This is a genomic window from Leucobacter edaphi (genome assembly GCF_016522535.1).
Classification (GTDB): domain Bacteria; phylum Actinomycetota; class Actinomycetes; order Actinomycetales; family Microbacteriaceae; genus Leucobacter; species Leucobacter edaphi.
Genome location: NZ_JAEHOI010000011.1, coordinates 168275 through 182010, shown reverse-complemented (window position 1 = coordinate 182010; position 13736 = coordinate 168275). Strand labels below are relative to the sequence as shown.

13 protein-coding genes are annotated in these 13736 nt (G+C 69.6%); 10 read left to right on the top strand and 3 right to left on the bottom strand.

Annotated features, from left to right (window positions below):
• Positions 1–10: 10 nt before the first annotated feature.
• The 4 genes from gcvP (at position 11) to JD292_RS10925 (ending at position 5962) form a co-directional block, all read left to right on the top strand.
• Positions 11–2890 (top strand): aminomethyl-transferring glycine dehydrogenase, encoded by a 2880-nt coding sequence (gene gcvP, locus JD292_RS10940; RefSeq protein ID WP_200132786.1) that lies wholly within the window; start codon positions 11–13, stop codon positions 2888–2890.
• An 8-nt stretch (positions 2891–2898) separates the two neighbouring features.
• Positions 2899–4035 (top strand): glycine cleavage system aminomethyltransferase GcvT, encoded by a 1137-nt coding sequence (gcvT, locus tag JD292_RS10935; RefSeq protein ID WP_200132785.1) that lies wholly within the window; start codon positions 2899–2901, stop codon positions 4033–4035.
• 77 nt (positions 4036–4112) lie between these two features.
• The gene (gene gcvH / locus JD292_RS10930) at positions 4113–4490 is read left to right on the top strand and encodes a glycine cleavage system protein GcvH (protein WP_200132784.1); all 378 of its coding nucleotides are present in this window, start codon (positions 4113–4115) and stop codon (positions 4488–4490) included.
• 38 nt (positions 4491–4528) lie between these two features.
• On the top strand, positions 4529–5962 hold the full coding sequence (locus tag JD292_RS10925; RefSeq protein WP_200132783.1) for an MFS transporter: 1434 nt from the start codon (positions 4529–4531) through the stop codon (positions 5960–5962).
• A gap of 153 nt (positions 5963–6115) precedes the next feature.
• On the opposite strand, the gene JD292_RS12560 is transcribed toward JD292_RS10925, so the two are convergent.
• From JD292_RS12560 to JD292_RS12265, 3 genes are all read right to left on the bottom strand, one after another.
• The gene (locus JD292_RS12560) at positions 6116–6232 is read right to left on the bottom strand and encodes a DUF8730 family Cys-rich protein (protein ID WP_500778655.1); all 117 of its coding nucleotides are present in this window, start codon (positions 6230–6232) and stop codon (positions 6116–6118) included.
• Between the two features lie 56 nt (positions 6233–6288).
• Complete coding sequence (gene trxA / locus JD292_RS10920; RefSeq protein ID WP_200132782.1) at positions 6289–6663, bottom strand: thioredoxin; 375 nt, start codon at positions 6661–6663, stop codon at positions 6289–6291.
• A gap of 79 nt (positions 6664–6742) precedes the next feature.
• Positions 6743–6928: a DUF8730 family Cys-rich protein gene (locus tag JD292_RS12265; protein ID WP_233614162.1), complete on the bottom strand. Its 186-nt coding sequence runs from the start codon at positions 6926–6928 to the stop codon at positions 6743–6745.
• A 117-nt stretch (positions 6929–7045) separates the two neighbouring features.
• Between JD292_RS12265 and JD292_RS10915 the strand changes: the two genes are divergently transcribed.
• From JD292_RS10915 to JD292_RS10890, 6 genes are all read left to right on the top strand, one after another.
• Positions 7046–7360, top strand: coding sequence for a metal-sensitive transcriptional regulator (locus JD292_RS10915; protein WP_200132781.1), 315 nt, complete (start codon positions 7046–7048; stop codon positions 7358–7360).
• Between the two features lie 200 nt (positions 7361–7560).
• Positions 7561–7758: a hypothetical protein gene (locus JD292_RS10910; RefSeq protein WP_200132780.1), complete on the top strand. Its 198-nt coding sequence runs from the start codon at positions 7561–7563 to the stop codon at positions 7756–7758.
• 178 nt (positions 7759–7936) lie between these two features.
• A complete protein-coding gene (glsA, locus tag JD292_RS10905) occupies positions 7937–8989 on the top strand; it encodes a glutaminase A (RefSeq protein WP_200132779.1) in 1053 nt (350 codons plus the stop codon).
• Positions 8986–10599, top strand: a complete 1614-nt coding sequence (locus JD292_RS10900) for an MFS transporter (RefSeq protein WP_233614160.1) — start codon at positions 8986–8988, stop codon at positions 10597–10599. The genes glsA and JD292_RS10900 overlap by 4 nt, the downstream gene beginning before the upstream one ends.
• A 565-nt stretch (positions 10600–11164) precedes the next feature.
• Positions 11165–12421 (top strand): threonine/serine exporter family protein, encoded by a 1257-nt coding sequence (locus tag JD292_RS10895; protein WP_200132778.1) that lies wholly within the window; start codon positions 11165–11167, stop codon positions 12419–12421.
• 79 nt (positions 12422–12500) lie between these two features.
• Positions 12501–13580: a VanZ family protein gene (locus JD292_RS10890; protein WP_200132777.1), complete on the top strand. Its 1080-nt coding sequence runs from the start codon at positions 12501–12503 to the stop codon at positions 13578–13580.
• Positions 13581–13736: the final 156 nt, after the last annotated feature.

Sequence of the window (13736 nt, the reverse complement as noted above, 5' to 3'; positions counted from 1 at the left end):
ACGACGACCAATGGAGATCCTCGTGACCGTTGCCGCCCCCAGCGCCCGTCCCGACCGCGAAGGCGCCTTCCCCAGCCGGCACATCGGCGTCACCGATCCGGAGCAGCTCGGCAGCATGCTCGAGCGGCTCGGCTACGCCGACCTCGACGCGCTCGTCGACGCTGCAGTGCCGGATTCGATCCGGAGCCGCGACCCGCTCGCGCTGCCAGGGGACGTGAGCGAGGAGGAGATCCTCGCGGAGCTGCGCGCGCTCGCCGCCGAGAACGTGGTCATGACGCAGATGATCGGCCAGGGCTTCTCCGACACCTTCACCCCGCCCGTGATCAGGCGAAACGTGCTCGAAAGTCCGGCCTGGTACACCGCGTACACGCCGTACCAGCCGGAGATCTCGCAGGGGCGCCTGGAGGCGCTGCTCAATTTCCAGACGATGGTGGCCGATCTCACCGGCCTGCAGCTCGCGAACGCGTCGATGCTCGATGAGTCGTCCGCGGCGGCCGAGGCCGTCCTGCTCATGCGACGCGCGGGGCGGGCTCCGGAATCGGCGCGGGCGGTGCTCGACGCGAATCTGTTCCCGCAGACGATCTCCGTGATCCGCGGCCGCGCGGAAGCGCTCGGCTTCGAGGTCGAGATCGCCGACCTCACCGAGGGGCTCCCCGACGGCGAGATCTTCGGCGTCGTGCTCCAGCAGCCGGGGAACGACGGATCGGTCCGCGACCAGCGGGGAATCATCGCGGAGGCGAAGGAGCGAGGTGCGATGGTGACCGTGATCGCCGATCTCCTGTCGCTCACGCTCATCACCCCTCCCGGCGAGCAGGGGGCCGACGTCGCGGTCGGGAACACCCAGCGCTTCGGCGTTCCGCTGTTCTTCGGCGGGCCGCACGCGGCGTACCTCGCGATCCGATCCGGACTCGAGCGCTCGCTGCCGGGCCGCCTGGTCGGAGTATCGAAGGACTCGTCGGGCCGCCCCGCCTACCGGCTCGCCCTCCAGACCCGCGAACAGCACATCCGCCGGGAGAAGGCCACGAGCAACATCTGCACGGCGCAGGCCCTGCTCGCGATCACGGCGTCGATGTACGCGGTGTATCACGGACCGGCCGGCCTGCGGGCCATCGCCGAGCGGGCGCACGCGCACGCGCGCACCATCGCGAACTCACTCGCGGGCGCGGGGATCGAGCTCGCCTCCGACGCGTTCTTCGACACGGTCGTCGCGCGCGTCCCCGGGCGCGCAGAGGAGATCATCGCAGCGGCTGCTGCGGCCGGGATCAATCTGCGCGGGATCGACGCCGACACGGTCGGCGTCTCGACCGACGAGACCACCACGGCGGAGCACGTCGCGGCAGTGGTCGCGGCGTTCGGCGCAGAGGCGGCCGAGGCGGCCGCCCCCGGTGATCTCGGCTTCGCGGGCGATCTCGTGCGCACAAGCGACTACCTCACCCACCCGATCTTCCGCACCATCAGGTCCGAAACGCAGATGCTCCGCTATCTGCGACGGCTCGCGGACCGCGATCTCGCGCTCGATCGCACGATGATCCCGCTCGGCTCCTGCACCATGAAGCTCAACTCGACCGCGGAGATGGAGTCCATCTCGTGGCCCGAGTTCGCCTCGATCCACCCGTACGCGCCCGAGTCGCAGACGCGCGGGTGGCGGAAGCTCATCGCCGAGCTCGAGCGTCGTCTCGTCGAGATCACAGGCTACGCCGGCGTCTCCCTGCAGCCCAACTCCGGCGCGCAGGGCGAGTACGCCGGCCTCCTCGCGATCCGCGGCTACCACCGGTCCCGCGGCGAGGAGCAGCGGACCGTCTGTCTCATCCCGGCCTCGGCGCACGGCACGAACGCCGCGTCCGCGGTGCTCGCGGGCATGCGCGTCGTCGTCGTGAAGAACACCGAGACGGGCCGGATCGATCTCGAAGACCTCCGCGCGAAGATCGACGCGAATCGCGACGAGCTGGCGGCGATCATGATCACCTATCCGTCGACGTACGGCGTCTACGACGAGGACGTGCGCGAGGTGTGCGACCTCGTGCACGAGGCCGGCGGCCAGGTCTACATCGACGGCGCGAACATGAACGCGATGGTCGGGCTCGCGCAGCCCGGCCGGTTCGGCGGCGACGTGTCGCACCTCAACCTGCACAAGACCTTCGCGATCCCGCACGGCGGGGGCGGCCCCGGCGTCGGCCCCATCGGCGTCGCTGAGCACCTGCTCCCGTTCGTGCCGGGCGACCCGACGGGCACCTACGCCGTGAGCGACGGCGTCCCCGTCGTCGCGACCCTGTTCGGCTCGGCCGGCGTGCTCCCGATCTCCTACGCCTACATCGCGCTCATGGGCGGCGAGGGGCTCACGCTCGCGACCAAGAGCGCGATCCTCGGCGCGAACTACATCGCCGCGCGACTCACCGAGCACTTCCCCGTGCTGTTCACGGGCGAGACAGGCCTCGTGGCGCACGAGTGCATCCTCGATCTGCGCGAGCTCACGGCCGCCTCCGGGGTAACGGCCGAGGACGTGGCCAAACGCCTCATCGACTTCGGCTTCCACGCGCCAACGCTCGCCTTCCCCGTCACGGGCACCCTCATGGTCGAGCCGACCGAGTCCGAAGACCTCGCCGAGCTCGACCGCTTCATCGAGGCGATGATCGTGATCCGAGGCGAGATCCAGGAGATTATCGACGGCCGCTTCGCGATCGCCGACTCCCCGCTGCGCGCCGCGCCCCACGCCGCCGAGACCGTGATCGCCGGGGAGTGGGACCGCGCCTACTCGCGCGAGCAGGCCGTCTATCCGGTGGCCTCACTACGCGTCGACAAGTACTTCCCGCCCGTTGACCGGATCGACGGCGCCTTCGGCGACCGCAACCTGGTCTGCTCCTGCCCCGCCCCCGAGGCCTTCGAGAACTGAGGAACGCGATGACCGACACCACCGCAGGATCCGCGACCGAGCCGCGGCGCACCGCGCTTCACGACGAGCACGAGCGGCTCGGCGCGAGCTTCACCGACTTCGGCGGCTGGGACATGCCGCTCAAGTACGGCTCCGAACTGGCCGAGCACCGCGCGGTCCGCGAGGCGGCCGGGCTGTTCGACCTGTCCCACATGGGGGAGCTGCGCGTGCGCGGCCCGCAGGCCGCCGAGTTCCTGAACACGGCGCTCGTCGGCGATCTCGGCCGGATCGCGGTCGGCCGCGCGAAATACTCGCTGATCTGCGCCGAAGACGGCGGAATCATCGACGACCTGATCAGTTACCGGCTCGCGGAGGACGAGTACCTCGTCGTGCCGAACGCCGGGAACGCCGGGGTCGTCGCCGAGGAGTTTGCCGCGCGGGCCGGCGGCCTCGACGTGGAGATCACCGACGAAACCGCCGCCACGAGCCTGATCGCCGTGCAGGGGCCGCGTTCAGCGGAGATTCTCTCCGGCCTCGTGCCCGAGGAGCAGCGCGGGCTCGTCGCCGACATGAAGTACTACGCGGCGGCGCCGGCGCAGGTCGCCGGGCTCCAGGTGCTGCTCGCCCGCACCGGCTATACCGGCGAGGACGGCTTCGAGCTCTACGTCCCGAACGCGCACGCCGCAGAGCTGTGGGCGGCGCTGCTCGCCGCGGGTGAACCGTTTGGCCTGATCCCGGCGGGTCTTGCCGCGCGCGACTCGCTGCGGCTCGAGGCGGGAATGCCGCTCTACGGCAACGAACTGTCCCGCGAGACGAACCCGTTCGAGGTGGGCCTCGGCCCGATCGTCTCGTTCGCGAAGCCGCAGGACTTTGTCGGCCGCGAGGCGCTCGAGCGGCTGAAAGAGGCCGGGCCGAAGCGCGTGCTCGTCGGGCTCGTCGGCACGGGCCGCCGCGCCGGCCGATCCGGATACCCGGTTCTCGCGGGTGATCAGCCCATTGGGGTCGTCACGAGCGGGCAGCCGAGCCCCACGCTGGGGTACCCGATCGCGCTCGCGTCGATCGCGCCGGAGTTCGCGGAGCCCGGCACGTCCGTCGCCGTCGACCTGCGCGGCAAGTCCGAGCCGTTCGAGGTCGTCGCGACGCCCTTCTACCGCCGCGCGCAGTAGCGGCGCCCGGCGTTCTTCCCGATCCCGCCTCTTTTCCGACATCACAGCCACCCCAACACCCCCTTCGAAGGAGCATCATGAGCAAGGTCCAGACCGGACTCCGCTATTCATCCGAGCACGAGTGGATCAACGCCGACGACCCGGCAACCATCGGCATCACCCAGGTCGCCGCGGACGCGCTCGGCGACATCGTCTTCGTTGACCTGCCGTCCGTCGGCGCGTCGATCGCCGTTGGCGCCGTCGTGGGTGAGGTGGAGTCGACCAAGTCCGTCTCCGAGATCTTCTCCCCGGTCGCGGGCGAGGTCACCGAGGTGAACGACGCGGTTCTCGAGGATCCGGCGCTGCTGAACAACGATCCGTACGGCGCCGCCTGGCTGTTCAAGGTGCGCGTCTCGGAGGAGGGCCCGCTGCTCTCGCCCGAGGAGTACGCCGCCGAGAACGACGTCTCGATCTAGGGGCTGACCGGGCCGCCCCGTGGCCCTACGATGAGTCCATGAACGAAACTCCCGCCGGCGCGCAACGCACCATTTCGCAGCGCCTCGACGCCCTGCCGTTTACACGATCCCACGGCCGCGTGCTCACGGGTTCGGGTATCGGCTGGGCGCTCGACGCGATGGACGTCGGCCTCATCTCCTTCATCATCGCCGCGCTCTCCGCGCAGTGGGGACTCACGAAGGGCGAGGGCGGTCTCATCGCCTCGATCGGCTTCGCCGGAATGGCGATCGGCGCGAGCCTCGGCGGTCTGCTCGCAGACCGGATCGGCCGCCGCCAGGTGTTTGCGCTGACCCTGCTCGTGTACGGCGTTGCGACGGGCGCGAGCGCCCTCGTCGGCGGGATCGGGCTGCTGCTCGTGCTCCGCTTCTTCGTCGGACTGGGGCTCGGGGCAGAACTTCCGGTCGCATCGACCTACGTCAGTGAGCTCGCGCCGGCAAGGATCCGCGGCCGGATCATCGTGATCCTCGAGGCGTTCTGGGCCGTCGGCTGGACCGCTGCCGCGCTCATCGGGTACTTCGTGGTGCCCGGATCCGAGAACGGTTGGCGCTGGGCCTTCGCGCTCGGCGCGATCCCCGCGGTGTACGCGCTGATCGTGCGCTGGGGGTTGCCGGAATCGCCGCGCTGGCTCGCCGGGCGCGGCCGGGTCGCCGAGGCCGAGCGGGTCGTCGCCGATTTCGAACGTTCGCCCGCGCTGTGGCGTCGGGGCTCGGCTCCCGCGCCAGCGCCAGCGCCCGCGCCCGCGCAATCGGCGCCAGCGGTCGCGCCCGCGACCGGCGCCGCAGCGTCCGCGACTCCCGAGACCCCCGCCCCGGAACGGCTCGAACCCGTGCGGGGCGGACGCCTCGCCGCGCTCTGGTCCGCCGAGTTCCGCGGCCGCACCCTCTCGATCTGGGTGGTCTGGTTCTGCGTCAACTTCGCCTACTACGGCGCCTTCATCTGGATCCCGAGCATCCTCGTCGACGCGGGATTCAGCCTCGTGCGATCCTTCGCGTTCACGCTCATCATCACGCTCGCGCAGCTGCCCGGCTACGCGGTGGCCGCGTGGCTCATCGAGGTCTGGGGCAGGCGCCTCACCCTGTCCGTGTTCCTGCTCGGATCCGCGGTTTCCGCGATCCTGTTCGGCACCGTGCACGCCGAGGGCGCGATCATCGCCTCCGGAATGGCGCTCTCGTTCTTCAACCTCGGCGCCTGGGGCGCGCTGTACGCCGTGACCCCCGAGATCTATCCGACCTCGCTGCGTGCCACGGGGGCCGGATGGGCCGCGGGCGTGGGCCGCATCGCGTCAATCGTGGCGCCGCTGCTCGTGCCCGTGCTGCTGCTCGCCGGCGGGTCAGGGCTCACGTTCACGGTGTTCGCGGTGTTCTTCCTGGCCGCAGCGGGCGCGACCTGGGGGCTCGTCGATCGCGGCGGAAAGGCGCTCGACGATCGTTAGGTCCGCCGCACATTCAGCGGGGGAGGACGCAGCGGGGGGGGGGGGGGGGGGGGGGGGGGGGGGGGGGCCGCCCGGGGGGGGGGGGGGGGGGGGGGGGGGGGGGGGGGCCCCCCCCCCCCCCCCCCCCCCCGCTGCTCTGTGAGGATCGTGCGCTTAGTGCCCCTGGCAGCGATCCGCCGCAGGGACGCCGGCGAGGGCCTCCTCGATGTGCTCTCCGCAGCCGGCCCAGGTGGGCTTTCCGCAGGTTTCGCAGGTGATTCGTGCGCACATAGCTTTTCCTTCGTTCGGGTGTTCGGGGTGGCGTGTGGGGTTCGCGTTCCGCCGGTCTACGCCTGCGGGGCGGCTTCCTGCTCGGCGATCTGGCGCTTCACGTCCTCCATGTCGAGGTCGCGCGCGCCCTGCACGAGCTGCTCGAGCTGCGGCTTCGGGAGCGCGCCAGGCTGCGCGAACACGAGGATACCGTCGCGGAAGATCATGAGCGTCGGGATCGAGGTGATCTGGAACTCGGCGGCGAGGGCCTGCTCAGCCTCGGTGTCGATCTTGCCGAAGACGATGTCGGGGTTCGCCTCGGAGACCGCCTCGTAGTTGGGCGCGAACGCCTTGCAGGGTCCGCACCAGTCGGCCCAGAAATCGAGCAGGACAATGCCGTCCCCCTGGATCGTGGGGGCGAGGGTGTCTGCGGTGAGGTCTACGGTTGCCATGTTCTGCTCCGGTTCTGTGCTGGGCGGGAATTCGGGCTGGCGCTGGGCGCCATAAGTGATGAAAAGGGCTGATCGCAGCCTAACGCCCGAAGAGTCGGGCGAAGAAGCCTGTTCGCTGGGAGCGCGCCGCGGCGATTTCCGCGGGGGAGTGCTTGCCGTTGCACCACTGACCGGCGGGGACGCCGGCGCGCACCATCGCGACGTGTTGGCCGCACCCGGCCCACGTGGTTTTGGCGCAGGTCTTGCAGGTGGTGGCACGGCACATGGGATCCTCCTGGATGATCGATACCCCGGGGAGTATTCCGGGTGACAGGCAACACTATACCCCCTGGGGTATCATGGTCGTCAAGTGCGGATCGAGAACGTGTGAAGGATGGGCACCATGGCAGACGCGAGTGTTGCGACCGAGGGCAAGGCGATGTCCGGCGGGACGCCGTTTCACGACGCCGAGGCGAAGCGCAAGGTTGCGAATCGTCTCAAGCGTGCGCAGGGCCAGCTCGCCGCGGTGATCGACGCGGTGGAGTCCGAGGCGGGGTGCCGAGAGGTCGTGCAGCAGCTTTCCGCGGTCTCCAAGGCGATCGACCGCGCGGGATTCCTCATCATCTCGACCGCGCTCCGGGAGTGCCTGACCGACCCGGACGGCGGCGCGGAGGAGCAGCGGGAGGAGCTCGAGAAGCTGTTCCTCACCCTCGCCTGATCCTCGCGGGTGGTCACGCTGGTGGCTGTGACGTCGGCCAGGGGGGGGGCGCCTGCGCGCACCGCGTACCGCGGCCCCTCGCGCCACGGACCCGCCTGCGGCGGCGTGGAGCGTCTTCGCCGCGCGCGATCGGCGAGGCGATCTGTGCCAAACGCCCCAAATGCCTCGCGCCCTACCGTCCGGCGAATTACTCTGCGCCCATGAGTGACTATGTTTCGACGGGTATGTTCTGGTTCTCACTCGCCGTGATCACTGCGGGGCTCGCCGAGCAGAAGCGGCGTTCGCGCCTGGCCTGGTTTTTCGTGAGCCTCCTGCTGGGACCGATCGCGACCCTCTGCGTCGTGATGTCGGCCCCGCCGGCGCCGGTTCCCGACGCGCTGCCACCCGCGCGGGCGTAAGCGCCGGGCGCGCCCGGCGCGCCTCGCCATGTGGCAGTCTGCCCGGATTTCGTGCTGGTCAGACCCCATTTTTGCGACCGGGCGACGCGCGAAAAAGAAATTGACATGTGTTGCTTAACGCAGAAAACTGTTCGAGTACAGCTCAATTGAGGTGAAGAGAACAGATGCGGCGGGTCGGATGTTCGAGTTGGATAGCGACGGGGTCGAGCAGCGCGCATCGACCGGGAACCTGCCCTTCGACTCCGAGGTGGACGCGCTGATCCTCAAGGCGTATCACCGCTACCTCGACCTGAACGACGGTCAGCTCGCCGACTACATTCCGATCCTTGCCCAGGCGGATCCGGCGCTCTTCGGCCTCGCGCTCACCGACATCGCCGGAACGCAGTATCGCGCGGGGGACACCGGGGCGAGCTTCTCGATCCAATCGATCTCGAAGGCGTTCGTGTTCGCGCTCGTGTGCGAGGAGATCGGGCACTCGGCCGTGCACGATCGGGTCGGCGTGAACAACACCGGGCTGCCCTTCAACTCGGTGATGGCCGTCGAACTCAACGACGGCCACCCCATGAACCCGATGGTCAACGCCGGAGCGATCGCCACAACCGCGCTCATGCCGGGAGCGACCGACGTCGAGCAGTGGGAGGCGATCCGGCTCGGCCTCTCGCGCTTCGCCGGCCGACCGCTCGAACTCGACGGCGACGTCTACCGCTCCGAAATGGCCGCCAACCAGCGGAACAAGGCCATTGCGCGGCTCCTCGAGTCCTACGGGCGGCTCACGACCGACCCGCTCGAAACCGTTGACGTGTACACGAGACAGTGCGCACTCTCGGTCACCGCGAACGATCTCGCGACGATGGGGGCGACGCTCGCCGGCGGCGGCGTCAATCCGATCACCGGGGAACGGGTGGTCTCCGCCGAGGTCGCACGCGACACCCTCGCCGCACTCGCGGCCGCCGGCATGTACGAGCGCTCCGGGGAGTGGCTGTTCGAGATCGGGCTGCCGGCGAAGTCGGGAGTCTCCGGCGGCATCGTCGCCGTCTCGCCGGGCAAGGGGGCGATCGGCGTCTACTCGCCGCTCCTCGACCCCGCGGGGAACAGCGTCCGCGGCCAGCGCGCCTGCGGCTACCTCTCCCGCTCGCTCGGCCTGAATCTCTTTGCCTCTCCGGCCCCTCCCGCAAGATCCGAGCACGCGCCGCACGAGCAGGCGCCCCACGAGAACGGAAATCCCGCATGACCGCATCCCCGTCCACGATCCCAGCCACGGACGCCGAACGGCGATCCTGGGGGCCGATGATCGGCCTGTTCCTCGCGCAGGTGCTGATGTCGTTCAACGTCGCCGCCCTGCCGATCTCGCTCGGCGGGATGGTGCAGGACTTCGACGTGCCGCCCACCGTGGCGAGCAGCACGATCGTCGTCTACGGTCTCGCCGTCGCCGCGTTCGTGATGACGGGCGCGAAGCTCGGCCAGCGTGTCGGCTGGGTCCTGATCTTCCGGATCGTGGTCGTCGCGTTCGCGGGATCCTCGCTCATCATGATCTTCTCCCCGAACGCGGGCTGGGCGATCGCGGGCCAGTTCATCGCGGGCAGTTGCGCGGCGATCATCGTCCCCGCCCTCGTCGCCCTGATCACGGAGAACTACGAGGGCGAGCAGCAGGCGACGGCGGTCGGCTCGCTCGGATCCGCGCGGGCGTTCTCCGGGCTCTCCGCGTTCCTGCTGGGCGGGACCCTGGGGACGCTCGTCGGCTGGCGGCCGATCTTCGTCGTGACGCTCGCGCTCGCGGTCGCCGTGTTCGCGCTGAGCTTCACGCTGCGCCCCGATCGAGGGAACCGCAGCATCCGGATCGACCTCGTGGCGTCCGCCCTGATCGGCGCGTCGATCGTCGCGCTCTCGCTCGGGTTCAACAACCTGAACGGATGGGGCATTCTGCTCGCGCGGGACACCGCGCCGTTCTCCGTGCTCGGCGTATCACCGGCACCGATACTCGTCGTCCTTGGCATTATTCTCGGGCAGCTGTTCTTCCTCTGGACCAGGGGGCGGATGCGCGCCGAGAAGGTCCCGCTTGTCGACCTCAGCGTTCTCGGGCGCCCGAGTGAGCGAGCCGCCGTGTACGCGATGTTCATCATCGTCGCCATGGAGGCCGCGGTGAACTTCACCGTGCCCACCTACATCCAGGTCGTCCAGGGGCGGACGCCGTTCGACACCTCGCTCGCGATGATGCCGTTCAACCTCACCGTGTTCGTCACCGCGACCCTGATCGTGCGCTTCTACCGGCGATTCAGCCCGCGGGCGATCGCACTCGCGGCGTTCGGGCTCACGACCGGGGCGCTCGTGTGGCTCGCGTTCGTCGTCACGAACAACTGGGAGACCCTGCCCACGATCCTCGGCCTCATCGTGTTCGGGATGGGGCAGGGCGCCCTGGTCACGCTCGTTTTCAACGTGCTCGTGACCGCGGTTCCCAAGGAACTCGCCGGCGACGTCGGATCGATCCGCGGAACGACGCAGAACCTCGCGTCCGCCGTGGGCACGGCCGTGATGGGGGCGGTGCTCGTCACGATCCTGAGCGCGGGCATCGCGACCGCCGTCGAGGCGCACCCGGAGCTGCCGCAGGACATCGCCGAGCAGGCGGGCCTCGACCGCGCCAACTTCATCAGCAATCAAGCCCTCGAGGAGCGGCTCGCCGAGACATCCGCGACCCAGGCGCAGATTGAGGCCGCCGTTGGGCTCAACGAGGAACAGCGGCTCCGCACGCTGAAGATCGGATTCCTGATCCTCGCGGGAGTGAGCGCGGCCGCCGCGATTCCGGCGTCTCGGCTGCCGCGCTATCGTGGGAGCGAAACCGCCTGATGATTCCGTGATCGCGCGGGGACCCATTCGATCGGGTCGCGCCGCGCCATCGCGAGCGGCGTCAACGCAGCAGACACCGAAGGCAGCCCGTGGTCAACGATTTACCCCTTGAAACGCCCTGGGGGAGCGTGCCCTCCTGGGCGCTCACCGTCCTCTGCGCCGCGTTCGTGATCCCCGCGCTCTTCTTGCTGACGAAGCAGTATCGAAAGCACTCGAATACCTGGTTCTTCAGCTGGATGGCGGCCGTTATCTGCCTCCCGGTCATCGGAGCGTGCGTCTTCTTCGTTCAGCACTGGATCACCTCCGTGAGGGACCGGAATCGGAAACGAGCAGGCGAGCGGCCCGGGCGACGCCTCGCCGGATCGCGGCCGCGCCGGTGATCCGGGCCTCGTCCAAGCGCGCTCGCCGAATTCCGCGGGGTCTCGGGCACACAACGCGCGCGTGATTCGGCACTTGACAGGGCAGTGAGGCTGCGACGAATATCGAACGGGGCGCCGCCGATCCGCCGCCTCGACCGCCTCGTCCGCTCCGTCTGAGGCCGCTTCCCGAGCGAGAAAGCCGCCGAATGACCCACACTGCCGCACGCCTCCTCGGCGAACTCGGAGCCGCGCTCCTCGACGCGGGCGTCTCGGTCACCGATGTCGCCGCGACCCTCAACCGCGCGGCCGAACGGCACGGTGTGGGCGGCTACCGCTCCACGGTGTTCACCGAAATGGTCATGGTCACGGAGGAGGCAAGCGGCAGCACCGTCGTCGTGCACGCCCACAAGTCCGAGCTCACCTTTGCGCAGGCGGCGGCCGTGAATCGGCTCGCCAGGCGGATCGAGCGGGGCGTGCAGCCACTCGGCGTCATCCCGGAGCAGGTCGGGCAGATCCGCGCGGCCAGCCGAACCCTGCCCGGCCTCAAGTGGGTCGTCGGCGGGATCCTGATCGCGCTCGGCCTCGCAATCCTGTTCCGCTGCCCGTGGTGGGCGGTCGCGCTCGCCGCGGTCGCGGGCGGGCTCGTCGGGGTAACCACCCGGTTGCTCAGCAGGGGAGGGGGCGCCGTGGCGATCGCCCCGTTCGTGACCGCCTTCGTCTCCACGACCGCGGTCGGGATCGCGGCCAGCGTGCTCGGCACCGGCCCCGTGCCGCTCTTCGCGGTGTGCGCCCCGATCGCGATCCTCGTTCCCGGAGCGCTCATCACGAACGCGCTCCTCGAACTCACCGCGACCGACATCGTCACCGGCTCGGCGCGGCTCATGTACGGGCTCATCGTGCTCGGGTTCATGACGGCAGGAATCGCGTCCGGCCGGGCCATCACCGGCCTGCAGATCGACACCGACTCGGTTGCCCTCGTCGGTCGAGCCGGCGAGGCGGCCGCGCTCGGGTCAGGGTGGCATGAACTGCCTCCCATCTGGTTTTCGTGGGTAGGCGTTGTGATCCTCGCCGTCGGGATCGGACTCGCCTTTGGATCCGGCCGCGCCCTCACCCTCGTGAACGTCGTGATGATGACGAGCGCCTACGCGGTGCTCACGATCCTCACGCCGCTGTGCGGAAACGTCGCTGCGATCGGGATCACCGCCGCGACGCTCTTCGTCGCGGCACGCCTCGTCGAGCGGCTGACACTCGCGGTTCCCGCGACGGTGTCCTTCCAGCCCGCGTTCCTCCTGCTCGTTCCCGGCACGATCGGTCTCGTCGCGCTGACCGCGTTCGAACCCGCGGGACTCCTGGGAGCGGTGCTCGCCTTCACGAGCCTCTGCATCGGCACGAAGGTCGGCGATGTTGCCTCCGAGCTGGTGACGCGGGTGTGGCGGGAGGGTGAACCCGTCGCGCGGGCGTAGCCGCGCGCGAGGTTCACCGCCTCGCTGATTCTCGCTCTGCTTGCAGAGTCGGGGCGCCGCAACCCGGTAGCTTATCCGGGTGGGTCAAGAACTCTATTCGGCTGCGTGGGCGCTCGGCCTCGGCCTGATCGTCGGCGTCGTCCTCTTCGTGCCGTTCGTCGCGGCGAGCTACCGTCGACGGGGCACGCTCAGCGCGGGGCGCGTCCTGCTCTGGATCGCGGCGCTCGTCTACTTCTGGGCCATCTGGACGTACACGCTGCTCCCGCTCCCGGAGCCCGGTTCCTTCGACTGCGTGCCGCCCAACTTCGACCTGGGGACACTCGCCGCAGACCTCCGCACCGCGTTGGCCGCGCAGGGAAACCCGCTGCGCACGCCGCAGTTCCTGCAGCTCGCCCTGAATGTCCTGCTGTTCCTGCCGCTCGGCTTCTTCGTGCGCGTGCTCGGCGGCAGGGGGATCCTCGTCGCCGGGATCACGGGACTCCTCGTTTCGACCCTCATCGAGACCACGCAGCTCACGGGAGCCTGGGGAATCTACCCGTGCGCCTACCGCATGTTCGACGTCGTCGACATCGTCACCAACACCTCCGGTGCACTCATCGGCTCGCTGTTCGCCCTCATTGTTCCGCGGGCGTGGCGCCGCACCGGCGCACTGCCAGGGGCTTCCCTGCCCCGCCCCGTGACGCGCGGCCGCCGCTTCCTCGGAATGATCTCGGACGGCCTCGCCTTCGCGCTCGTGCAGTTCACCGTCAATATCGGCGCGGTGCTCGCGGCCACGAACCTCATGACCCTGTCGCCCGCCGAAACGACTCGCGCGGGCGAGCTGGCCGGGATCGGCAGCGTCGCGTTCGCTTCGCTCCTCTGGGTCGTGGTGATCCTCAGCACGGGTCGCAGCATCGGAGATCTTGCCGTGCAACTCCGATACGCGGGCGGCCGGCTGCCGCAGCCGCTCGCCCGAATCATGCGCGCGCTTGGCGGCGTGACCGGCTACGCGATCCTCGGCGCGCTTCCGGCACCCGGCGGGCTCTTCGCCCTGCTGTTCGCCGGCTTCTCGCTGGTGCTGCTCCTTACCACCCGCAACGGCCGCGGGCTCCCCGGCCTGGTTTCTGGTCAGGAGTTGCGGGATTCGCGCGAATCCCGGGGGAGCGGCGAGGGCGAGTGATCCGCTCCGCATAACGTAGCCCCTCACCTTCCTGGAGATCCCGCGGGGAGTGAGGGCGTTCCTCGATCCGGAGTTCCCCGCGATGCGAGCGCGCGAAACACGACCGTCACGGTCATGTGACCGCGATGAAACCGCTCGGAGACGCCTCGGAAACAG